Origin of the sequence: Pontiella agarivorans (assembly GCF_034531395.1) — a bacterium.
Taxonomy (GTDB): Bacteria; Verrucomicrobiota; Kiritimatiellia; order Kiritimatiellales; family Pontiellaceae; genus Pontiella; species Pontiella agarivorans.
In genome coordinates this window covers 113,915-139,608 of record NZ_JARVCO010000002.1, presented here as the reverse complement: position 1 = coordinate 139,608, position 25,694 = coordinate 113,915, and the positions used below count along the sequence as shown (strand labels likewise).

Here is a 25,694-nt window from a genome sequence, read left to right as displayed (position 1 = left end):
CAGAATTGCAAAATATGGGTCTTGTAGTTATTTCCCCATATCGGCTACATCATGTTGTAGCCCCCTTTTCGAATCTCAAATCTGAGTCCGGAATTTATTCTTCCGGCTTTATGAAATCGGCTATTCCATCGATGCTCAAATGCAGTCGGCAACAACGCACAAAACGCCGCAACCGCCACAATCGATTGAATAATGGAGCGACTATTCCACCAGCAGTTTAATGAACAATTCGTCGGTCTCCATATTCACACGGTTCGTGTAAGCGCCGAGAACTCCGTTGGTCGCAGTCACGTTCACCGTGGCATTTGTCCCCCAGTTTCCGCCAACCAGATCGGCATTGGTGAGGACATGAGCAACCACATGATCATCCCCGATAAGCGAAAAAATGTAATTGGAAGAAGCGGCATCAAAGACAGGTTGCGTTCCGGTGTCCGCCGGATTGGTCGGATTTCCTCCGAACACATATTCCCCCCAGTCGTCCAGGCCGTCGCTGTCCGAATGATTATTTTTTAATCCCCCCAGACCATAATCCGAAATAAAGGCGTTCCATGCTGAATGCTCAGAGCCAATGGCCTGAATAACCAGCTGAGGACGATCACTGACGGAGAGCGCTTCTCGGGAATAATAGTCAACTTTGTCCTTGGTCGATGCAATCAGCGCAACTGAAAACAAGCCATCACCCAGCCATTCCGCCGAAACCTGCTGGGTCACATCCAGCTCAATCCATAATCCCGCGGAAGAAGGGCGTGGTGCGGCATCAAGCGAAGTACTCCATAAAGGCTTTGTATTCCAGGTCAGATTAGTTTCTCCCCAGCTGTCATCGGCCACGAAATAAGCCGTGTGTACAGATGTGGCGACATCATCGATGGCCTGCACTTTCAAACGTAACGTGGCATTGGTTATAGAGGCCCCGGAAACCGCTGAAAGGTCAAAACGGAGATAAGGCTCGTAGGTCCAGTTTTCATTATTGGACTTGTATTTGCAGCTCACCGTACTTTCAGTGCCATAGTTATTATTACTGCGCGTTCCCCCTTGAACGTACGTATCGGCCACCGGATTAAGTATTGAAAGAAGTTCTGAATCATTTTCTTCCACCCAAATATTCAACTCACCGGTAACCGCCGGATTAATCCCGTCAGCGGCCAGCACCTCCCAGCGGTTCCAGCCCGAATCCTTCTCATTCGGCGTACCTGTCAGCACTCCGTCAGAACGGGCAACAAGCCATTCCGGGCCACTGACAATGCGGAAATTCAACTCATCTCCATCCTCATCGACAGCAAAATCTGACAGGCTGAAGGTATAGTCCGCATGAATCAATGCAGTACCTCCATCCATGGGCGATTCAGTAAATACCGGTGCCGTATTATTGGTCTGAACCGTCTGCACGACCAATTCCGGACGGTGACCGGGCATATCATCCGAAGAATGATATGCAGTCTGAAATCCGTTCGAGGCAACCAACGCCAAAGAAACCGTCTGATCCCCCGCCCATTCTCCCTGAACAGCTCCGGTAACATTCAATTCGGCCCACCAACCAAAATCAGGAACCGGAACCGGAGCCCCCGACACACCGCTAACGAGAGCGGGCCGGTTTGAATAGGTAACCGTGTCTTCCTGCCAGCTGTCATCGGCAACCGACCAAACCGTTTGATGCATAGCCGGGTCAGGATCGCTGACCTTTAGTCGCAGAAAAGCATTCGTCAGTTGATCCCCGGGAATCTGAGACAGATCAAATTTCAAATAAGCGATCCGTTGTTTTACAGCATGATCCTGCAGCCCCATGGTGCGGCTTGATCCATAGTTATTGGTCGGATTAAGCCCCTGAACATAGGTATCTTCAACCGGCGGCACACTGAACATTCCACCACTCGATGAAGCCACCGTAACAATCACGGTGTTGGTACTAGAAAGCCCCTCATAGTCCGTGGCCACCAATTCGAATATATTCGGTCCAATGTCAAAAATATCCGGCATTCCTGTAATCCAGCCATCGGCTTCAACCGTCAACCAATCCGGCCCCTGCAGCCTGGTATACTTAACCAGTTTCCCGTTCGGCTCCAGCACCGCTCCTCGCAACGAGGTGGTATATTCCGTATCGACGGTGGCGTAGAACCGGCTTGGTGTATCGAGCCATATCGGAGCCTCATTGATATAGCTTACTTCAAAAACAAAATTATCCGCTTCAACCTGTTCCAGGCCGCTGAAGTCGGAAATGCGGCCGCCGACACGGTTTGTGCCGGTGGTATAACCGGCCCAGATTTCAGTCCCGTTTGCCACGCCGAGATCAATGGTAGAGCCACTGTAAATCAGCATTCCGCTTTCGTCATAAATCGAAGGAGTTCCCCGATAATTTTCATCACCCCGCTCAATAGTCCATTTGAGCCGAAACCAGTCGCTCCAACCGCCGGAAGCGGTATCCACATTCAGGTTGGTATGCGCGATCAGGCTCAGAGCCTCTTCAACCAGTCCGATTCCGTTGCCCTTGTTGCCCAGCAGGCAGTAACCATCGGCTCCGATAGCCGGATCCGGATCCGTGCTGAACAACAGTCCGAAAGCCGCTTCGTTCAGATTGCCTGAAAGATCACCGCCGGACTGATGAAAATAACGGAAATCGGAAGCAATCGTAGCATCCTCCCCCGCTTCCAGCGCAAATCCCCAATAATTCAGCGCATGATTCTCCGCTTCCGCAGTCGTCAAATCAATCCGGCCAACCGCCCCATCCCCACTGATCCAGTTGGTACCGCCCGCATTCAGGTTGGCAGTTGCAGCCCAAAAATCACCATCCATGTTTGCCGTATAGTTTGTGGCAGTGAATGATTCAGCGGTCTGCGCGTATCCGTCTCCTTGTATAGGCGGCACATAATCAAACCCATATGTTTTTACATTCTCGATCGTCACACGCTCATTGCTGTTATTCACGGCCGATAAGGAGGGGCCAATGATGGGCGCCCCGTAGACACTGTGGGAAACGTTTGAAAACAGACCTGAAAATTCCGACGGATACTCATCAGGCATTTTTTTATACTGAGCCGACATTCCAAAAACCGCGGTCACATTGCGAACGGACGAGCCCTCGGCATACGTTCCCGGAAAAATATCCGGATTATACAAATTACGCAGCCCCCCCGCGGAAATCTGAACCGCGGACGCACAGTTTGTTGCATAGACCCCATCAATATCGACCAGCCCCTGTTGCAGCCCCACCGGGGCCATCATCACAGCCGCCTTAGCATTTTCGGCGGAAATATTACGGCCGACCACATTAAACACTCCCCCGTACTGCAGGTTACCCATCTTATCCCAGCCCGTTTCCATACGGAGTGCCACCCCGCCATTAGCGTGCAGGTTCGTGAACAGTATAGAATCGCAAGCCTGCGACTGAATCAGACCATAACCATACTCAGAATTCGAAATACTCACATTCCGCATGGTCCCCTGCGTAGGCATTCCGCGCGTTGCTTCATCGAAACCGCTGGGACCGAAAACCACGGAGCTGTAAGCAGAGAGATTCCCGTTTACGTGAAAATCTGACAGCAGAAAATTGCGGGCCTTTTTGACCTGAATAAACCGGGTGCCCTTCGAACCTTCCGGAAAATTAACCGTGAATTTTCCGCCTACGCCCTGAACACTTGAATTCTCCAGCCAGTCTGGATGCCCGTCAATCGTTATCATGGTTCCGCCCGACGAACCGTCCGTTGGAACATCGAGGTTCAGTACCGCAGATGAATCAACCCGTAAATGAACATTCGATTTAAGCCGAATCCCCTTCAGAAGATATGTACCCTCCGGAACGTCAACATCCCCGCCTCCGTTGGCCGTGACCGAATCAATCGCAGCCTGGAATGCGGCGGAATCATTGACCACCCCATCGCCAACTGCACCAAAGTCCATCACGTTTGTTACCACGGCATGCGTTTCACAGGACGGATCGTAAAACGCCTCGGCATTCATTCCCGCAAGCCAGAGTACCAGTAAACTGGCCATCCATTTATGTGCATTCATCGTTATCCTCTTTGAAATTCCGCGGAACGGTCATATCCGGAACCATAACCGGTTCAACCCTTCTCTACGGTCAGCACATTAAAGCATGGGATATTCCGCAAAGGCAAAAAGTAGGACTTGTAGTTCTCTCCCCCCGTTGACTACAAAAAACAATAGGATACTGAAAAGCCTCGCCGAATTCAGGCCAGGCTCAAATACCTTAAAAAAACGGCGCAGAATGATTCAATACGCGGAAGAAACAGGCTCAATATAAGTATAATATGCGGCACGCGAGTCACCGTCAGCCATCAGAAACCACGTCTGAATGCGCTGTTCACCTTTCGACAGTTCCACATTAAATATCGCTTCCTCGTCCATTTCATTCACCGGCACAACCTGGTCAAAATCGCCAATCTGCAGTCGGGCACGCTCCACCTCAAACACCTTGCAGGGCGTTTTCGACATCATGTGGGTGGAAGGGTTCATCGGATACTTCGGAGCCTCGGCCCGAATCGCCAATCCCGATTCGCGCGGCCAGCGGCGCAGCGAAATCTGATATTTTCCGGGCTTCTCCACATCAATAAATGTCCAGCCATATTCCCCGCCCTCTCCTTTACGAACGGAACGCTGACTATAGGCCACGTTGCCGCCCAGCAGATTCTGCGAGGAGATCAGCACGGTCTGCTGTTTTGCAGGATCAATAATGAACGGGTTGTATTCATCCCCCTTTACGGAAACACTGTTCCACCACGACTCATAAGCAGCTTTCAGCTGCTCCGCCTTTTCAGGATGCAACGCCGCGATATCTGTACGCTGCGATGGATCGGCATGAATGTCATACAGTTCATTACCAACCAGACGCCAGTTCCCCTGCATCACGGAATAGTCTTTATACTTAATCAGCAGACCGTCTTCAACTGGGTGGCCGAATCGGCCCTGATCATGCACAACCACCGTCCGGTTCACCGGTACCCTGCCCGACTTCAGAAAACCGGCCAGCGAAATCCCGTCCAACGGGAGTTTTTCCTTAAACTGAAGACCGCAGAGATCCACAAATGTGGGAAGCAGATCAATCTGAGCCGTCACACCGTTCACATCCCGTCCGCCGTCCAATCCTCCTGCAGGCCAGTGAATAAAGCAGGCCGCTCGGTGTCCGCCCTCGTAGCGCGATGTTTTCCGGCCGCGCATCCCCGCATTGAATCCATCCTTAACCCAGCCGTTACGCCCGTCCCCATCAATTCCCGCACCGCCGTTGGTTCCATTATCGTTCAAAAAGACCACAATCGTATCCCGTTCCAGCGAGAGTTCATTCAGCGTTTCACGCAACCGACCGATATGTTCATCAATACACCCAATCATGCCATAAAAAGCCGCGCGCCTTTTCCCCTGTTCCGCTTCATATGGTTTTCGATATTTTTCAGGCACATGCAACGGCCCGTGCGGCGCGTTATACGCAAGATAGCAGAAAAACGGACGGTCCTTATTTTCCGTCACAAACCGAATCGTTTCATCCGTCCAGACTTCCGTGCAATAGCCCTTCACTTTTTCCGGTTTATTATTCCTGAAATACGTATCGTCATAATAATTATTATCCCAATAATCGGGCGTTTCTGCAACCACGCCGCCCCCATGAATCAGTGCCTCATCAAAGCCGCGATCGGTTGGCCGGAACGGATAGTTATCGCCCAGATGCCATTTTCCGAAAATCGCTGTTCGGTATCCATTGGCTTTAAAGACATCCGCCATCGTGACTTCATCTTTACGCAGATGATGACGGCTTCCATAGGTAAGCCACACCCCGGTTCGGGCGGAATACCGCCCGGTCATCAAAGCCGCCCGCGTCGGCGCGCAGGTGGGATCAACATGGAAATCAGTCAGCCTTACACTGTCATCATGCAGCCGATCCAGCTCCGGGGTTTTCAACCACGGATTCCCGTGACACGACAAATCACCATATCCCTGATCATCCGTCACGATGACAATCACATTCGGTTTATCCTGCGGGTTCTGTGCAGCATGTGCACCGCAAGCCAGCAGACAGACGGTCGCCCATAAAAGATTTCGTTTCATTGTATTTCCTGCCCTTGTCTATTTATTCCCTGTTCGCTTTGCCATCAAGCAACCCCGGCTCTTTCGCATCAGCCATCCGGAAGATCACCGTCTGCAGCATATTGAACACCGCGGATCAGGTTTCGCGCTCAATCAATCCCCTTGTACGTCATGTAAACATACGGTTCATCACACCTGCCGTTCTGCAGCAGAACAGGTTTCCGGCTTCCAGACCCTGGAAACTCATTTCCAAGGTCTGGAAAAATTCAGTCATTTCAAAGGTCCGGACGCTCAGATCCCACTTCGCGATACAAGGTCTTTTTCAACGCCTCCACCTTTTCAGGATATTCCGAAGAAAGCTCTTTCGTCTCCATCTTATCGTCCAGAATATTATAGAGCTGATATTGATCCCGTGCTTTCCCGCCGACCTCAATCAGTTTCCAGCCCTTGGAATCAATCACCGTACTGCTGCCCATATAAAACCGCTTATTCTGAATCACAATAAAATCATGCTTCTGCTTCTGCGGCTCACCCAGCAACGTCGGAAGATAGGAAATACTGTCTTTCCCGTTTGGAACCGATACTCCGCCGAGATCGGCCAGCGTAGCCATAAAATCGTAGTGCGTGCTCAGCAAATCCGTCTCCGTACCCGGCTTAATTTTTCCGGGCCACCGCACAAACATCGGGCAAAGAATTCCACCTTGAAAGCCGCTCCGTTTTGCGCCGGCAAGACCGCCACCGCCGTTAAACACATCCCCGTGGCTGCGCCATTTGTTGTCGCCTAAATCAAAGGTGGTTCCATCATCAAGCTTTTGATTTTTGAACCCTGTGTACACATCGCTGTAATAGGCACAATGTCCGTTATCGGCGGTGAAGAACACAATGGTATTCTCATCCATTCCCAGCTCTTTAAGTTCAGTCATGATCAGACCGACATGATCATCCAGCATTTTGACCATTGAAGCATATTTTTTTTCTTCATAGGTCAGACGCTTGTCATTCACGAAATCGGGATGAACTTCGGGAATGCCGATTTCGCCGTGCGGAAGTTGCGTGGGATGGTAGAGGAAGAAAGGAGTATCTTTATGTTCACGGATATATTCCAGCACCTTTCCGATCATCAGAATCTGCGAATGGGTTTCGCCACCGCTCCCCGCGGGAAGATCATCCACCTCCAAATATTTCCCGCATGCAGGATCGGTGTTGCCCGGCAGTTCATAGCGCTCGCCATTGTGCCAGAGGTATGGCGGGTAATATCCGTGACAGCGCTGGTGATCGTAAAACCCGTCATAATCATCCCAGCCATAACGTTTCACCCGCTCATGCCAGGTCAGGAATCCATTATCAAGTTTACCAAACTGGGCGGTTTTATACCCGGCCTTCTGCCCGATTTGACCAAGGAAAACCTCATTTTCAGCAATGGGAAATGCATCCTTTTTCATCTGGGCAAAGCGTTTCTGATATTCTTCTTCGGTAATTTTTCCCGAATCGCGCAGAATCGGAAGCCCGGCTTTATTGGACCCCCATCCGCCGATGCGACCATCATGCATGCCGGTCGACAACGTCCAGCGCGACGGCGCACAATAGGTCGATCCATAATAGTTATTAAACCGCATACCCTCCGCCGCCAAGCGATCAATATTCGGCGTTTTTACAATTTTCTGGCCATAGCAACTCAACATACCCGATCCAAGATCATCGGCCATAATGAGAATTACATTCGGTTTGGTTACGGCCGATGCCAGACCCGCCGCGATAAGAATGGCCCACAGTACCCATTTTTTCTTCATTTGATGTTCTCCAGTCTAGAATCAAACCGATAACTCTTCCCCTCCACGGTTTCGAATTCGATCAATTTTTCACCATATTTCAATGCACAGATATTACCGTTCAGAGACTTCACGGAAACTTCATTCAGCACGCCGTTATTCCAATCCATGGAAACTTCAAATCCTCCCTGTGCGCACAACCCTTTCACCGTGCCGTCCGATAATGCTGCAGGAAGAGCCGGAAGCAGCTGAATGAATCCATCATGACTTTGCACCAGCATTTCGGCAATGGCCGAGGTGGCCCCGAAGTTCACATCGGTTTCAAACATCTCACGGGTACGGCCCCGCTCACCGACAGCAAACAGATTATTCCAGGAACTTTTTGTCAAAATATGATTCAACAATCCATACGCTTTTTCACCATCATGCAGACGGGTATAGGCACACAGAACCCAGGCAGCGATACCCTGATATTCCGGTGAATCCGCTGCGCCATTTTCCACCCGGACATCCAATGATCTGCGCGCCGCATCAAAAAACTCCGGTGTATTTTCTGTAATCAGATTGCCCGGACAAAGTCCCCACAAATGGGAAATATGCCGATGACCTTTGTTCTGCTCCTTAAAGGGCTTGGCCCATTCGAGCAGCCGACCGTCTTCTCCAATCTGCATCGGCATTAAACGCGCCTTCATTTTTTCAAGCTTGCGACGGAACTTTCGGTCTTTTTTCAATACCCTGCCGGCTTCAATCGTATTGCTGAAAAGATCGGTAATCAGTTGCGTATCCATGGAAGGTGCCATGGAAAGCGAAACCGATTTGCCCGTAGACGGATCTTTGAACCGGTTTTCCGGCGAAGTGGACGGCCCCGAAACCATATATCCCGTCGTTGGATCTTCCACCAGATAATCGAGGAAGAACTGGCAGGCTTCTTTCATGATCGGATAACTGCGATTTTCCAAATACTGTAAATCCCCCCCATAGAGATAATGCTGCCAGAGATGGTTGCACATCCACGCCGGCGCCATCGGCCACACCCCATATGGAGCATTCCCGATCTGACTGGTAAAATACCAGGCATCGGTTGCATAGCCCGCAGTAAAACCACGGGCCCCGTATGTTTCTCGGGCCGTAATGCGGCCTCGGGGACGCAGATTATCGAGCAGATCGAAAAACGGCTCATGGCACTCGGACAGGTTGCATATTTCCGCGAGCCAGTAGTTCATCTGAATATTGATATTGATGTGATAGTCCGCATCGTAGGCCGGCTCCAGACTGTTCACCCATTTACCCCACAGGTTGACACACATCGAACCCGGACGGGAACTGCTGATCAAAAGATAACGACCAAATTGAAAATAAAGAGCCACCAGCGACGGATCCTTTGCCCCGTTGCGGAACGCCGCGAGCCGCTTATCGGTCGGCAGATCAGGTGCTTCGCCCAAATTCAAATCCACCCGATTGAACAGCCGGCGATGTTCTTCAACATGATCTTTCCGAAGGTTGGAAAACGGCTTCTGCCCAACGTCCGCCAGGCGCGTTTCACAGACCGTGTTTGGATCCTCACCGCGATAGTCGGTCGAAGTGACCAGACGCAGCGTAATTTCATCTGCACCTTCCACACGGATTCCATTTTTGCTTTCGCCCAGCGTACCGCCCGTATTTTCAACCTGCACCTGCGTTTCAAAAGATACACCAATCCAGCCTGGATTGGTTTTAGGTTTGGCAACGCCGGTCATCGACAAACGATCCGGAGCCAAACGTTCGATGCCGGCGCGCGAACGATCCAGCTCAACATCCACCGAAAGCTTCCCGGGTTTGTCACACGTCAAATGGACGACCAGCGCCTGATCGACCGGACTGACAAATACTTCGCGAGTATAGGTTGCATCGTCAATGGTATAACGAACACTGGCAATTCCTGTACTGAGATCCAGCTCCCGACGGTAATCCGTTGCTTTACCGCCATGGCGGAAATTCAGTTTTAAATCGCCGGAGGTTTGATAGGTGCTCATGCCCATTGCAAGCACAAGGCCCTGCATATGATTCTGGACCACCCGCTCCCCTTCAAAATAACGCCCTTCAAACATCAAACGGCGTGCTTCATCCAGATATTTATATGCCCCGGGTTTATCGCGCTGAACCGGCTGACCCGTCCACATGGTATCGTCATTCAGCTGAATGGTTTCTTTTTCAATTCCACCCTGCACCACAGCCATCAACCGGCCGTTCCCCAGCGGCAAACCGGCCATCCACTCCTTTGCCGGCCGGTCATACCAGAGTTTAAAATCAGCGGCATGTGAGAGTTGAATGCCGATAAAAACCGGCAGCAAAAACAGCATTTTTAAATTATTCATAATCATCCCTTCAGTTTGAAATCCACAGCAGTGGATGACGCAGCGGCAGATTCCGCAGCACTTCATAATTTGTCGGATCCGCATCAAGCCCTTTCCATATCTCCAGGTAATCCGAACGGCCGAAGTGCAAGCCGGCCATCAGCAGGGACGGCTGCCGTACCGGCCACTCCTCCCAATACATAATATCCGGTTTCAAAGGCCAGCGGCTCTTATCCTGAATGTAGGGTATAATAAACTCCATACCGAGCCTCATGCCCCGCCCGTCCGCCATCTCAAAATTCCAGAGATCATCCGTTTCAATAGAGGCCAGCTGCGCAACTCCCGCCATAGCATCGATCATAAACAGCGAATAGCCATAAGGTTTGGTTCGCCCCAGCTCATGCGGGAAGCCGCCTTTCTCATCCATCATTTTCGGGATGTAACGGGTTTTAAACTGTTCACGAATAGCGGCAAGCAGTTCTTCATCGCCCACCAAATGAGCAAAAGCTGCGGCCTGCATACACCAGCAAACACTGTGGTTATTATTGGCTTTGCGCTCTTTTATCCCGTATTCATGCGTATTGATCCAACGAAGATAGTCGCGAAACCAGTGCCTGACCCCTTGCTGATCCGCTTCTGCAAAAGATCTGGATCTTTCCAGCTTTTTGGCACTGAGCGCCACTTCCACAAGGTGGATCGTGTCGATGATGCCGATACTGCGGCCGGTATAACGGCCGGAAATCGCCTGACCATAGAGAAGATTCGGGTTCATTCGTGTCCCCTCATCAACAAACCAGGCCTTCAGGTGAGCAACCGCCTGAGCAGCATATTTTTCCTCCCCGGTAATCAGATAGGCAGATGTCAAGGTACCCATGATATCACTGAGCCGAATCATCGACTGGCGGTGGGCAATAAAGTTGGCCGGATTACTTTCGCCATCACGTCGAATATAAGGGCCGTCCGGATTTTTCGCATTGGGCCACCAATAATCACCCTCCGAATAAAAATCGTGCAGCCCGCCGGCACTGCGTTCGCAACGGTCGGCGGTTACCGTCCGTGGAGCCTCTTTCAGATATTTTGCCGCCTTTTCCAAAATACGCGGCGTTTCAATTGCCGTAATATCAAACTGATCGGAAGGCACAACAAACACAGTCATCATCCGGCATTCCGGTCCATGGCTCTCTGTATTGCTGCCCATCAGCACCGAATCGCCCGCCTTCACCGTTTTCCTGAACAGCTGCCACTGATGCCTGCCGATGGTCAGCATTATACCCGTATCGGTGTATTCTTTCAGCCACTCCATTTTTTCGGTCAGGCGCACATCGTGCGCCACATAAACATCCGCATCCTGTTTAACATTAAATTGAAGCAGATCGACGGCAGAATAATTCCAGTCTGCATTCGGGAAACGGATCTGTTCCCCTTTGGCAAGACCGGCGGGCAGTGTACCGAACCTCATACTCTGGTCCGTAAACATCGCCCCGTTCGGTTCAGCTTTTACAATCCGCGCATCACCGGATGGTCCGGAATAAGAAAGATCATCAATCAACACGGAACGGTATTTTTTCTTCGCATTTTCAGCCGCCGGCTTTACGGCTTTCGGAAGCGGACCCGGTAATGGAAGCGACGTCAGCATCCCCTGCTCTGGAATCGGCGGCATGACCTGACTCATCCCTCCTGTGCCGTCGAAAAACCGGGCTTCCACGGTCGCAGTTGCAGACTGCAGCCCCTCAGACGCTGCCGTAAGCTTTATCGTCCCCGGCTCACGGGTGGACCGAATGATCACGCGGTTAATCCCTGCTTCCAGATCGAGGAAGGTATGATTGGTCGATTTTTCTTTTCCACTGTTATACCCACCGCGCCAGATGCCGGGCCCCGTCATCTTAAAATCGCAGCGACCGATAAAGGTCGGACAACGGTTCCCGTTTTGATCTACCGCTTCCACATCGAACACCGCCACATCACTGCCATCAGCCAGCAGACCGGCCGGGCCGGTGAGCGGGGTAAGGCGTAATGCAACCGCAGGACCGGCCGTCGTCAGCACATGACGCCCGATTTCCTGACCGTCTTTGAAACCGACTGCAATCAGCCGGCCCGCTTCCCAGGTCACGCCCGGAAAAGTGAAAAGCATGGGATGCTTCCATGTTGTGGGTGCAACATTAGCAGAACCTTTTGCCTTCTTAGTCTTTTTCGGTTTCCAGAATGCGGTTACGGCCTGTTTTCTACCGATTTCTTTCCCGTTCAACTGCAGGCTGATCTCATCGCAGTCGGCAACAACGTGGATATCCTTAACCGTTCCTTCCGGATAGTTCCAATGGCCGATCAGATGGAGGTCGGGTTCATCAGTAAATATGACCCGGCAGACATGATAGGCCTCTTTCGGAAGACGCATGGCATCGAGTTCGCCGCTGGCCCGCGTCACTTCGGTCTCAACACGTCCTCCACTGGTTGAATCGGCAAAGATCCAGTTTGCCCCGCCGCCGTGTGAAAGGCGGGATATTTTCTCATAGTGATAAAGCTGATTGAGCGCATACTGTTCGGCCGTCAGATCATAGCTGCCAATGGCATGCCAGTTTTCATATGGCGGCGTTTTACGATCCCAGACCCGGCGCGGAGATTCTTCGCGATTATATTCCCCCTCAACCGTCGGAAGCGATTTGATGTAGCCGGAACCTTCGGTACTGATCGACATCGAACTGAACGGCATGACCACATTATTTGCACGACGGTGTCCATAGGCCCGTCCGCCATACGGATCATATTTATCCACCACCTTCCGCAGTGCAGCCGCATGTTTCCGGGAGGTACTCTGGTTTCCGCCTTCCCAGAAAAGCAGTGCCGGATGGTTGCGGAAATAAATCACCACATCGCGCCATGCATTCAGACGGATGTCCCAGGCATGGCCCTCGCAATCCCCTTCTCCGTCAACTCCCGGCTGCATCGTAACAATACCGAGACGGTCGGCCGCTTTCAGGTGAACCGGCCCGCCGCAGGTATGGCCCCAGCGCAGAAAATTGCCCCCGGCTTCTGTAATCTTCTCTAACGTATAGTAATGCATCCAGTCTGGATTAGCCGCACCGAGCCCCGGCCAGCCATCAACCGATTTCATTCCCCACCCCTGCAGTTTTAAATGCCGGCCGTTAATACTGAACCCCCAGTCCGTGGACATTTCAATCCAGCGCACGCCAAACGGAACACAGTTGGAATCGACCACACTGCCATGCTGAACAATTTCCGTTTCAACTGTATACAGATAGGGATATTTCGGTTCCCAAAGTTCGGGGTTCCTCAACACACCGCGGTTTTTCACCACCGTCTTATCGCCGGCCGGAAGAGCGGTTTCGGACTCCATTGTCAGTACGGTCTGGCCATCACGATCGACCACGCGGCTACGAACCGTAAAGTTCTGCCGCGAACCGGTATCATTTTTAACTTCCGCCTCAACACCGATTTCCGCGGATTCCCGCGACGGATTGAGTGCATATACATACGTACCGACCGTTTCCATGTTGTTGTAAAGCGGCTGGGTCAGGTGAAGCGGTTCACTGACATGCAGAAATACATTGCGATAAATTCCGCCGTGCGCCGGGTGCCAATGCGGATTATTCCAGGGCAGCTTTGCACCGCCTGCAAAATGATGCCAAACCTGTTTTCGGTCCCCACCGAAATCGGTGTCTTTCACAAAACTGTTGTCACAGGCCACAGCAATGACGTTTTCCTGCCCCGGCTTCAGATGAGCACTGAGGTCTGCCCCAAACGGAACGAATCCGTTTTCACAATGTCCGACTTTCACACCATTGCAATAAATATCCGCCAGTTGCCGAACCGCTTCAAATTCGATAATCACCGTTTTTCGGTTCCAGTCTGCGGGAACCGTGAACGTTTTCCTGTACCAGGTTTTTCCACCCCACTGATTCATTTCACCGCGGTGTCCGGACGGAGAAAAATCATCGAACGTATCGGTGTCATTATACGTATGCGGAGCCGAAACCTGCGTCCATCCGCGATCATCGAATTCCACGGAATCCGCTCCGGAAACGTCCTGTCGGAGAAACCGCCAGTCGGCATTAAAATTTATTTTTTCCGTCCAGGCGGTGGAACTTATCAAGCAGCCCAGCAAGATGCTGCGCGATAAGGAAAAGATTGGTCGGTTTATTTTCATCATTTATTCCTGTTCAACATTAAAAGCTCTGGCGATATCGTTCATCTCTTTGTTCGGCATCGTCAGGTAAAGACGTTTTATGGCTGAATCGACGGAGTGCCCATATTTTCTATTCGTTTTTCCGCCTCAGATTTTCAGGGAAAATACGTTCCCCGACGTATGATCCCTGAATATCATGAAACAAACATGGTCCTTTGTATACAGCATCGTAGAAAACCCGATGCCGGAACCGGCGTTCTATTTCTTCTTTTTCTTCTTTTTCGGAGCAGAAGACCGTGCACTTCCCGCTTCAACCGGCATATCCAAACGACCCATCCAGGTTGGAGTCAGATACTTTCGTTCATCTGAATATTTCGCAACAATCTGCCCTTCATTTCTGACCAGAATCACATAACCGTCATACATGGATCCGCTGAAGGTTTTGCCGCCGGAAGAACCCGAGCTGTTATTATTGCTGCTCGATTTACTTGTTTTTGTTTCTTTCCAGATCAGTTCAGCGGAATGTACGGAATGCTGAACCCGCTTCATTCCGGCAATAGAGAGTGTCACCTTGTCTTTTTCACACAAAACCGGCTCACTCTTTTCGCCTTCTGAATCCAGATTCCGCTTAAAGAAATACCACTCCAAATCAAATGTACCGTCCTTTTTGATGACATTTGAAACCGTCACCTGCAGTTCATAATGCTGACTTTCCGACTTAATCCGGGTGCTGCTGTTCTCCCGTTCATCCTTGGATGATTCACGTTCCTTCTCCAGCTCCCCTTTAACCATGACTCGTGCAGCATGTTTTGCCGTCCCGGCGGTTGCTGTTGCCGCCGCAAACAAGACACCTGCTGCACCGAGAATAATCCACTTTCTTTTCATTATTTTTCCCTTTTATTTATTGATCAACTTCCCTTGCCGTCCACCCACCAAACGGCGGAGCGGGCCGGACCTGCTTCATTTATGATCAGCTTGGAGTTCCGGGCTTTTTTTCTTCCAGTTGCCCGTAGGATTGATTGGGGCGTTATACGCCGGAAGAAGCCGGCTTAACTCGGCCTTAACCCCGGCATATTCCGGGTTTTCGGCCAGGTTCGTAAAATTCTTCGGATCTTTCTTCTGGTCGTAAAGTTCCTCGTCTCCGTTCGCATAGCGAATATAGCGCCACCGGTCAGTGCGAACCGCATGCGTCTTATACTTGGTGGTGATGACCACCGCACGCCCGGTCTTCTTTCCGGGATTCTGCATCAGCGGAACCAGACTCTCTCCATCCAGCCGCTCCACAGCCGGAAAACCACAGATATCGTTCAGGGTTGGAAAAATATCCAGCAGACTGACCGGTTCAGCACATTCCAGCCCGCCCTTAAATCCAGGAGCGGAAAAAATGAGCGGCACCCGGGTCGTCTGCTCCCAAAGTGCATATTTTTCCCACCGCTGCTTCTGCCCGTTATGGTACCCGTGGTCCGACCAGAGAACGACCACCGTATTTTCTGCATGCGGACTTTTTTCAAGCGCGGTCAACAAACGTCCAACCATATCATCGGCAAAACTTACCGCAGCGTTGTAACCGCGAACGTATTCCTCCCATTCCCCGTCCTCCACCATTTTTTTATGATAGTGGTCATTCCCCATTTTCTGTCCGGCGGGCGGAAGATCATCCATATCATCCGCTGGAATCTCCGGAAGAGAGAGCTGATCCATCGGATGCCGATCATAATATTTTCGGGGCGTATACCAGGGATAGTGCGGATGATAAATCCCGACCGCCAGAAAGAGCGGACGGTCATACTCCCGGGCGAGCATTTCCGATGCCCAGGCCACCACCTTTCCATCCCCTGTTTCCTCAGGCGACATCTCCGTAGCCGCCCAGTCGAACCGGCCGCTGTGCCCCTCAATAACATCTTCCAGCAGCTGCTGCTTTCTGGACGGAAAATAGTCGTCCCACGGTTTCGGATCAAACAGCCCCGCCCGCTGGATCTCACTGAACGATGAAGCATGGTAGATTTTTCCGCCGCCGACCACCTCATAGCCCTGGTCCTTAAAGTACTGAGGAATCGTCGGGCGGTCTTTCAGCACGGAATTTTTCCGCCAGTCCTGATTATTGCTGTACACCCCCGTAGCGGCCGGAGCCATGCCCGAAAGCACAGCAGCCCGCGACGGCCCGCAGGAGGGAGCCGCGCAGTGGGCATTCATAAAAAAGACCCCCCGATCCGCCAGACGATTGATATTCGGCGTCTGCACCACCGTTTCTCCGCCCATCCGGTCCGGACAGGCATTGAGATCGTCAATCGCAATGAATAGCACGTTCGGCCGGGAACCCGAAAAGGCCTGGCCGCTGAATAGAAAGGCGAGGACGGTGCAGCTTAAGGCGACAGCTGCTGTTCTATTTTTAACCATAATATATACTCTGATTTATAAGATTTTATTCCACCAGAACGCGGTGCCCGGTTTCAGGACTTTTTCTTCTTACCGACATTGGTTCTAATCGGGGCGTTAGCTTCTTTTTCTTTGATCAGTTCAGCTTTGGTTTTCCATGGAATGTTTTGATCGAAGAGGATGCCGTATTCGCCATAGCCGTTGTAATCAACACTTTCGGCCTTCCAATGCTCAACCTGTTCTTCGTAGAGCTTCTGCATTTTTTTCAGTACCGGAGCGTATTCCGGATTTCCGGCAAGATTGGTCATTTCCATTGGATCTCCTGCAATATGATAAAGCTCATCGCCCGGCGTCATCCCCTTGTCAGCATAATACCAATGAATATATTTATACTCCTTGGTGACCACCGAAAGACACCGTGTGGATTCCGCTCCCCATACCTGAAACAAAGGCAGTGATTCACGAACCTCAACCGTTTGATCGCGTACCACAGGAAGCAGACTTTTCCCGTCATAGACCGCGGGAATCTCAACTCTGGCGGCATCAAGAATCGTGGCCGTGACATCAATCCCGCCGGTAACAGCATCGGTCCGGCGCGGAGTTCCGGTCCCTGGAAGTCGCGGGTCATAAATGATCAACGGTGCACGCGACGGCTCCTCATACGGCAACACCTTTCCGCCAAATCCCCGGGCTCCCTGACTGTACCCATTGTCGGACGTGAAAATAATCAGCGTATTGTCCGCAATGCCCAGCTTTTCCAATTCCTGTAAAATCATACCGATAGAATAGTCCACGCCATGAATAAGCTGATGATACTTACGCTGGGTATCCTGATAGATCGAATCGGTTTTATAATACCCTTCATAGTACCGCGCCTGTCGACCGGAACGCGCCTGTTCCGGAAGATGTTCCCCATATTCAGGACCGAAATTATCCGGTCGTTTCCAGACGGTATCTTTATACACATCATCAAAAAAAGGATCGGGTATAAACGGCATATGCGGAGCCTTGAAAAATACCGTCATACAAAACGGCTGCCCGCTCTTTACCGATTCGCGCATGAAATCAATCGTTGCCGCACCATAGGAACGGGAACTGTGCGGATACGCTTCAGCATACTCCACCATCCGCGCATTCCGGGCAGTAAAGTAGCTGGTTTGAACTTTCCCCCCTTTATAGAAATCAAAACTGTCGCAGATGATTTCTCCGTCTTCACCGCGAAGGTCAACGTTCTTGAGTTCCGAAACCGAAAATCCGATTTTACCGGCAAAACCCGTCTTATACCCGGCCTGCTTGAGCAACACGGGATACGCGGTGGCCCACTGCTCCAGCCCCATTGGACCATGTGTAAAATTACAACCTGTTTTATACTCATATAATCCGCTCATCACGCACGCACGGCTCGCCATACAGATCGCTGTCGTATTGTAATGCCGGTCGAACACCACCCCGCGTTCACCGAGCCGATCCAGGTTCGGCGTTTTAACCTGTTCGTTCCCGTAGATCCCCAACGTATTAAACGCCTGATCATCCGTAAAAAAGAACAGAATATTCGGCCGCTCGTCGGCTCTAAAAACGTTTGCATTGTGCTTATCCGCACCGAGTGCATGTATACATGCACTACACCACATCAACATCATCCATTGCCTGATCATAAATCCTCCACTATTCTCACTGCGTCTTGTGATCGCTCCCGGGACAAAACAACAAACAGGACTGTCATTTTTCCCTCAACGCCCTTTCCTGAATTCATCGGCCGGCGTTAAAATCTTTTTGGGCTGATATTCGAAACCGATCTGCTCAATGTTTTCGAGTTTCACCTTGAAGGTGCCGGGACCGGTGCCACCGCACGTATATTTAATCGCCGCCGCAGCTGGCCCGGAATAGCTGCTACCGTCTGGATTTTTCTGGCGGGAAATCTGCGATTTCAGCTCTGGTGGAATCCAGCGGAAGTGGCCGTGTTTGAGCTGAGCGGTGGTGCCGTAAAATGCTTTCACATTACTGACACGGGAGTTGCTGTCGAAATAGCCGGGCGTCGGACCGTTTTTTGTGTCACCGATATCCACGCGCACCGCGTGTACACTGCTGTGTGAAGTGACCCCATCAATATCAACCAATCCATTTTTTCGGCAATGGGGCGAAATCATGACCACAGCATTTCCATTGGAACCGCTGATATTACGGCCGACAATATCAAAGATGGATCCTTCAATTTCCCCCTTAAAGTTTGCGCCGGATTCCAGCCGCAGCTGAACACCGCCACTGCCGCTGATGTTCTGGAACAGGATATTTTTACCGGCGTTGACTTGAATGGTGCCATAACCGACGTGTGCGTTGGTATTATCAATATCCGACACAAACCCGTTACGCGCAAAGCGCGCCCCCTGGTCTGTGTCGGCCACATTCATTCGAATCGATGAATGAACGGTAAAGTTATCCAGCGTGCGCATATTCCGGATCAGAAAGTTATCGACGTTTTGCAGATTGATGACCGTAACTTTCGTATCGGGAGACATCTCTCTGAAATCTGCGGTTACTTTCCCATCGATGCCCCGAAAACTTACATTTTCAACGGTGTCATTTCCCATACCTGCGGTGAACAGAAATCCTCCACGCGGAAGCGGGCGCAAGACCACATCTTTCTCAAAGGCGAGGTGAACATTGGATTTCAGCGCGACTTTATACAGATAATAGGTACCCGTCGGAACCATCAGTTTTCCACCGTTTTTCTTTTGAGTCAGCTCATCAATGGCGCGCTGAAATGCAGCGCTGTCATCGAGCGCATCAGTCCCGTCGGCGTTATAATCTTCGACCACATTTCGGGTCACACCGTTTTCCCAGGTCTCCGTGTAAAAATCGGCAACCGATTGGGCCATTGCTGGCGACAACATGGTGCAGACTGTTGCCGTGATAATAAATTTTGCTTTAACCATTCTGTATACGCTCCTGTTTCAGACCTTTATTAAAGGTCGAATGTGCCATCAAACCATGGGGTTGTATTTTCTTTCCAGCGCTCGCGTTCCTCATCGGAATAGATCCATTTCGGCATCTGATGCGTAGCCGCCCATTGGTTCAGCGATTTCACCATATCCTTGAGGCGCTCCGGATACTGCTTGCTCAAATCGTGCTGCTCCCCGATATCCTGTTCCAGATTGTAGAGCGCCCACGATTCCCCCGAACGAACCGCTTTCCATTCGTTCCGCCGGCCTGCGATATCCGTGTAATCCGGACGATGAGATATCACCGCGATTAGCTCATCGGAATGCGGGTTATGATCATTCAGCAGATCGTTCCAGATATCTTTCCCGTCCAGCGTCTTTCCTGCAGGAATTGACGCGCCCGCCAGTCGAGCCAATGTGGGATAGAAATCCATTGTTAACACCGGATATTCAAACGTACGGCCGGCCGGCACAACACCGGGCCAGTGCCAGAACATCGGAACACGGTATCCCCCCTCATTCACATCACGCTTTTCTCCCTTGAGCGGCGCATTGCTTGCGTGACCGGTCAGACCGCCATTATCGCTCAGAAAAATAATCAGCGTATTGTCGTAGGCTCCGGTTTCCTTCAGTGCGGTAATCACCCGTTTGACGTTGTAGTCCAGGCAATGAACCATCGCGGCATAAATCCGTCGGCGTTTCTGAGGAATATGCGCCATTTTTTCGAGGTCTTCCGCTTTGGCCTCCAGTGGCGAATGGGGAGCATTATAGGCCAGATACAGAAAAAACGGCTGTTCCCGCTCTTTGGCTTTGTGAATAAAATCAACCGCTTCCCGCGAAAACGCATCGGTCAGATATTCAGTTTCATGGGCCGGCTTCCCATTGCGCAGCTGCGGAGTGGTATTCGGCGGAATTTTGGTATCGCCCGCTTTCAACCGACGTTCATACTCCTTCCAGTATTTTTCGGGGAAATATTTATGTCCACCTCCGAGATGCCCGTAAAACTCATCAAACCCACGTTGATTCGGCTGAAATTCGTGCCCTTCTCCCAGATGCCATTTTCCGAAAATCCCGGTAAAATAGCCGGCGTCCTGCAAAATATCGGAGAGAAAAACTTCATTCGTGGAAACGCCCCACTGATGGTTGAAATATGGGATATTGAACTGACCACCCAGTGTATAGGGCGAACGTCCGGTCAGCAGTGCCGCACGGCTTGGTCCGCACACCGGATGCGCCGAATAAGCTGAAGTGCAGATCAGTCCCTCTTTTGCCAGCGCATCCAGATTCGGTGTAGGAATGTCAACCGATCCGTTGAAACCGACATCCGCATACCCCAGATCGTCCCCCAGAATAATCAGAATATTCGGTTTTTCGGCCGCACCCGCCATTGCGGTACAGACCGTGAACATACTCAGTATAAAGCGGCTAATTCTATTCTTCAGCATAATGGTACTCCTTTTCACTTTTCGGCGACGGTTCAATGACCTCAGTATTGCTGATCAAATCCGACACCCGGATAGCGCATGGTGAAAAGCGGGATTCCTTTGCGGACATTTTCACTCAATTGCAGCGCCGGGCTGGATGCAAACCGGGTAAGCAATACATCGTTCCTCGATCCTTCCCGCATTTACTTGACCACCGGACGGTTCCCGTTCCAGCCTTTGTTGAACTGTTCAATCAGCACGGCCACTTTTTCCGGGCAACGGTCAGCAATATTCCGGGTTTCCAACGGATCGGCAACGTGATCATAAAGCTCCACAAAAATCGGATCTTTTTCCGGATGACGGTAATCCTTCCAAAGAACCAGGCGATACCGGTCCGTACGCATCGCGTAACCCATCAAATGCTTTTCAAACAATTCACGGTTCCACTCGCCTTTCTGCTGGGCCTTGATACGTCCTTCAACTTCGCTGATCAACGGACCGAAAAACGTTTCGCGCAGACCTTGAGAGAGCGGATTTGCGGCCCACTCGCGCAACGCCGGAGTTGGAAACTGACTGAACGCGGCCGTTTTCCATGACCGTTCAGGATTGCTGAGCAACGGCTTGAAACTGGTGCCTTCCAAATGAGCCGGAAGCGGCACATTCGCCAGATCGCAGAGCGTCGGATACATATCAACCAGCTCAACCAGTCCATCGCACTTTTTGCCGCGGCTGCCTTTCGGCATGTCGGGCGTCCAGATCAGCAGCGGAACCCGGGTTCCAACTTCATAGTTCGTTGCTTTTCCCCAAACCCCCATATCGCCAAGGTGCCACCCATGGTCGCCCCAGACTATGATGATGGTATTGTCACGAACACCGGCCTCATCCAGCGCGGCGAGCATTTTCCCGATCTGTGCATCAACGTAACTGACGCAAGCAAGATAGGCGTGTTTCAGGGTGCGCTCCAGATCTTCATCAAACGGTTTTCCATCTTTTGGAATACCGTCACGAACCCGCAGTTCAAAGGAGGCGTGCAACCCCATAGCCGCACCTTTTTCAGGAGCCGTCAGCTGGGACGACAGCGGAATAGTCGCACGGTCATACATATCCCAGTAACGTTTGGGCGCGACCCAGTCGAGGTGCGGCCGTTTGAAACCGAGACCGAGAAAAAACGGTTTATCCCCTTGCACCATTTCTTTCATGGTTTCGATGGCCGCCAGTGTATTCCAACCATCCTCATAGGCATAATCCGGCACATCGGCACATTCATAAGCCGGGCCGCGGCCGAGCCCGTTTTTACGCGCATCCTCGCCGTATCGGGCAATCATCGTCTCCCGGTTTTCAGTCGCGCGGTCTTTATTTTTCTGCAAGGCAAAACCGCCCTTCAGCTTTTTGACCTTCACTTTTTTCGTTGCCGGTTTGCGGCTCCAGGAATGGGCATCGTCCGTATCTTTACCATGGAAAATCTTTCCGCAATAGGCAGTTTCATAGCCGTTCAGAAGAAACTGCTGCGGCAGCGTGATAATGTCCGGAATTTTATCCCGGTAATGTGCATAGTTCTCAACAACGCCAATCGTATCCGGACGTGCGCCGGTCATCAGACTGGCGCGGGAAGGCCCGCAGATTGCCTGTTGGCAGTAAGCGTGTGTAAAGAGCATGCCGTCATCCGCCAGTTCATCGAGATTTGGTGAAATCGCAATGTCGGAGCCGTAGCATCCCAGTTCCGGACGAAGATCGTCCACCGCAATAAACAGTACATTAGGTTGCTGCACGGCCATCGCGCTTCCGGCGAAGACCAGCAGACCAAAAAGGTGCAGCGTTTTTTTCATCATGTATTTCCTTCGTGTGCATTCACTTTCTAAACGCATCGGCCGGGGTTTGAATGTTCTTCGGCAGAACCTCGAACCCGACGGAGATCATTAATCGGATGGAGACGGCCGAAAGAAATCCCGTTTTCTCCGAAGCGCTCAACAACAGACCCGAACGCCATCAGTCTACTACCTCCAGCTTGATAAACAGATTGCTGGCTGCGGTCTCAACCGGGTTTGTGTAAATTTTACTGCTCGAATCCACCGGAACGATTGTATTGGTTCCCCAGCTTCCACTGATCAGATTACCGTTGGTGAGCACGTAGGCCGTCAGCGTATCGTCCCCGACGAGCGTATAAACAAGCCCCCCCGCAGAGGCATCAAAGACAGGACGGATCCCCATATCATCGCGGTTGGTCGGATTGCCGTTGAAAACATACTCACCGAAATCACTCAAAGCATCCTGATCTGCGTTTGCGTCCGGATCGCCCTCGAGCTCATAGTCGGAAATATACTGCTGCCAGCCGGATTTATCGGTCTTCAGCAACAGCACATCGTAAGGATCCAGCACATGCACGTGAGAAGTTGACTGCCCCGTTAACAGGTTGATGTAGTCGAACGAACTCAGAGTAACCGTTCTCGATTCTTTACTGAGGTTGATCAGTGTCACGGTTGAGTTGCCGGTCGCCGGATCCATAGATTGCATGGCCAGAACCCCGTAAGCAGTTGCTCCCCCGCTGTCAGTAACGGAAATATCGATCGGCAGTTCCGGTTTCAAGTCACTTAAAGCATCTTCCAGGGCTGCGGCCATGGTGTAGGTATCGGATGAATAGGCCACGTTCGCATAGAGTGAAAGTCCGGATGAACCTCGGGCCTTGCCGTGCTCATCCTTGGCAAAGCTGGGCGACGGTCCGTCGACCTGAATAATGTTGCCGCCAGCCGCTTCAAAAGCCTGCAGGTGGGCCAAACTGTCATCCGCCACAAATTGTGCCGGCGGCATAATGATGGTATGAGTCGATGCAGTTACATTGCTGAACGTGGATGGCGTCACAAAGCCAACCGGAACATTGAGCAGTTTAAGTGCTTCGTAAACATATTCCAGTTCCTGCAGATAATCTTCGTCCTGAATAGCGGCTTCGTCACAATGATAGATCATGTAGTTGCGTGTTTCGGGAATCAGCGATACCACCGCCTCAGCATGGGCATTCAGTTCCTTGAAGGTTCGGCCATAGGCATCCAGAGCCGCCGGCAGCGTAACGATACTGCCGAGCATGGCATTTGCGTCACCTTTTCTAAGGCTTCCGTCATCATCCCTCGGCCAGTACCACGCCTGCATGGCCCGCATACCGTGGGTTGCCGCCATCCAGATGGCCGCCCGGACATATCCCGGATCCATCGAAAAATCACGCCACCGACCAGTGGACAACCCATGCCACTCGGAATCATAGAAAGCCTTTCCCGGCGAAACCGAACGCATGAAATCCAACGTCGTGGATTGAGTGGTCCACTTCATCCCGTAGCGGTTGGTCCAGCTCATCGATTCCTTGAAGTTGAGGTTGCTCATACCCAACGGAACCACTTTATTATCGGCTCCCTGAACATCCATGAGTTTTGCCAGATATTCCACATCTATGCCCTCGTCACGTTCGGAAAGAAACTGACGTCCAAGCACCTTGATGGTGGCCGGCGCATTTCCTGGATCATGGGTTTTCGTACCTGCTTTCAAGAACTCAAAATAGTCGTTGATGCGATCCATATTGAAGCGGCACCAGTCATACCATACCGGACTTCCCTGCAGGGCGAGAGGGATCGGCAGGATCATTCCATCTCTTGCGGCATCGAAATCCGTATACGAAGTTCCGTACGTACTGTTCAGATAGGCGATATCATTTGTGTAGCGCCCCTCAAGAAAAGTTTTGTATTTGGCCATAGTATGAGCTGACACCCCGTTTTCGGCCTTCCATCCCCCCTCGCGCGTGGCAAAGTTGGGTTCGTTGGCCAGCAGATGCATGCGGGCACCGTCACCGGAACCGGCCGGTCCGCATACCTCCGGAATGATACGATCAAAAAGCTGCATCAGCCAGCCACGGATCTGCGGGCTGTCCGTATCATAAGTAACAAAGTTGCGCGCCCCGTTGGTCACTGCCGAATTGGTAGAAATCATCCAGCCATCGACTGCACCACCGAGAAAAATCTGCTGCGGCTCCATATTGTTTGTGGTTTGGTAATAGGCATCTTCCCGCTCATTCGTAAGAAACGAAAGCGAGACGGTTCCATCCGGTTCGAGGTTTTTCAGCGTGTAATACGAACCGGCCATACGCCCGAACGCCTGCATCAGATCTTCGTCGCCGGGCATCCATGTGAAGGTGCTGGGAAAAGCCGGAATTCCATCCAACGTCCAGTAATCATTCGTCAGCACCATCGTACTGGAGGACAGATCAAGCGGCGGTGCCAGCACAATATTGGTGGCCAACTGCTGCTGCAGCTCGACAATCGCATTACTCGACACCGTCAGACACTCGGCCATTTCATCGAACGGAAGTTCAATATGATACGTAGCGGCATTCGGAATTTTCTTCCCCAGCCACCAGTCCGCAACCGCATTCGACATCACGGACGGATTTTCATAATCGTACTGTGCGAAAGTCTGAAAACGCTCGATCACCACCTTCGATACATAGGCGTAGTCCGTGCTGAGCCCGGCCGCTTCAGCCTCGGCCATCAGACGCACAAGTTCCACACGGTTGCTTTCAACACTGTTGGTCAGCGAAGTCCATGCTGCGGCATCTGTCGAACCGTCCCACGCCGATACCGAACTCCCGCACAGAACCGCCGCGGAACCAATCAGCCATTTACTTTTAAATTTTTTCATTCCGT

General features: G+C 51.5%; 12 protein-coding genes. All 12 read right to left on the bottom strand.

The window, feature by feature from the left end; translation table 11 throughout:
• Positions 1 to 201: 201 nt before the first annotated feature.
• The 12 genes from P9H32_RS00430 to P9H32_RS00375 all read right to left on the bottom strand — a co-directional run bounded on the left by P9H32_RS00430 (position 202) and on the right by P9H32_RS00375 (position 25,689).
• A complete protein-coding gene (locus P9H32_RS00430) occupies positions 202 to 4,002 on the bottom strand; it encodes a CBM96 family carbohydrate-binding protein (RefSeq protein WP_322606882.1) in 3,801 nt (1,266 codons plus the stop codon).
• A gap of 222 nt (positions 4,003 to 4,224) precedes the next feature.
• Entirely contained in the window at positions 4,225 to 6,051 is a 1,827-nt protein-coding gene (locus P9H32_RS00425; protein ID WP_322606881.1) for an arylsulfatase, read from the bottom strand.
• 254 nt (positions 6,052 to 6,305) lie between these two features.
• The gene (locus P9H32_RS00420) at positions 6,306 to 7,820 is read right to left on the bottom strand and encodes an arylsulfatase (protein WP_322606880.1); all 1,515 of its coding nucleotides are present in this window, start codon (positions 7,818 to 7,820) and stop codon (positions 6,306 to 6,308) included.
• Positions 7,817 to 10,153: a glycoside hydrolase family 95 protein gene (locus P9H32_RS00415; RefSeq protein ID WP_322606879.1), complete on the bottom strand. Its 2,337-nt coding sequence runs from the start codon at positions 10,151 to 10,153 to the stop codon at positions 7,817 to 7,819. Before P9H32_RS00415 ends, P9H32_RS00420 begins: the two co-directional genes overlap by 4 nt.
• Before the next feature lie 10 nt (positions 10,154 to 10,163).
• Entirely contained in the window at positions 10,164 to 14,153 is a 3,990-nt protein-coding gene (locus P9H32_RS00410; protein WP_488803469.1) for an alginate lyase family protein, read from the bottom strand.
• Positions 14,154 to 14,531: 378 nt separating this feature from the next.
• Positions 14,532 to 15,158, bottom strand: coding sequence for a hypothetical protein (locus tag P9H32_RS00405; RefSeq protein ID WP_322606878.1), 627 nt, complete (start codon positions 15,156 to 15,158; stop codon positions 14,532 to 14,534).
• A 75-nt stretch (positions 15,159 to 15,233) separates the two neighbouring features.
• Positions 15,234 to 16,670 carry a sulfatase gene (locus tag P9H32_RS00400; RefSeq protein ID WP_322606877.1) on the bottom strand — a complete coding sequence of 479 codons (1,437 nt, stop codon included), beginning with the start codon at positions 16,668 to 16,670 and terminating at the stop codon, positions 15,234 to 15,236.
• 53 nt (positions 16,671 to 16,723) lie between these two features.
• Positions 16,724 to 18,280 (bottom strand): sulfatase family protein, encoded by a 1,557-nt coding sequence (locus tag P9H32_RS00395; RefSeq protein ID WP_322606876.1) that lies wholly within the window; start codon positions 18,278 to 18,280, stop codon positions 16,724 to 16,726.
• Positions 18,281 to 18,379: 99 nt separating this feature from the next.
• On the bottom strand, positions 18,380 to 19,582 hold the full coding sequence (locus P9H32_RS00390; RefSeq protein WP_322606875.1) for a glycoside hydrolase family protein: 1,203 nt from the start codon (positions 19,580 to 19,582) through the stop codon (positions 18,380 to 18,382).
• A 29-nt stretch (positions 19,583 to 19,611) separates the two neighbouring features.
• Positions 19,612 to 21,033, bottom strand: a complete 1,422-nt coding sequence (locus P9H32_RS00385) for a sulfatase-like hydrolase/transferase (protein ID WP_322606874.1) — start codon at positions 21,031 to 21,033, stop codon at positions 19,612 to 19,614.
• 182 nt (positions 21,034 to 21,215) lie between these two features.
• On the bottom strand, positions 21,216 to 22,838 hold the full coding sequence (locus P9H32_RS00380) for a sulfatase (RefSeq protein ID WP_431311688.1): 1,623 nt from the start codon (positions 22,836 to 22,838) through the stop codon (positions 21,216 to 21,218).
• 160 nt (positions 22,839 to 22,998) lie between these two features.
• Positions 22,999 to 25,689 (bottom strand): alpha-amylase family protein, encoded by a 2,691-nt coding sequence (locus tag P9H32_RS00375; protein ID WP_322606872.1) that lies wholly within the window; start codon positions 25,687 to 25,689, stop codon positions 22,999 to 23,001.
• Positions 25,690 to 25,694: the final 5 nt, after the last annotated feature.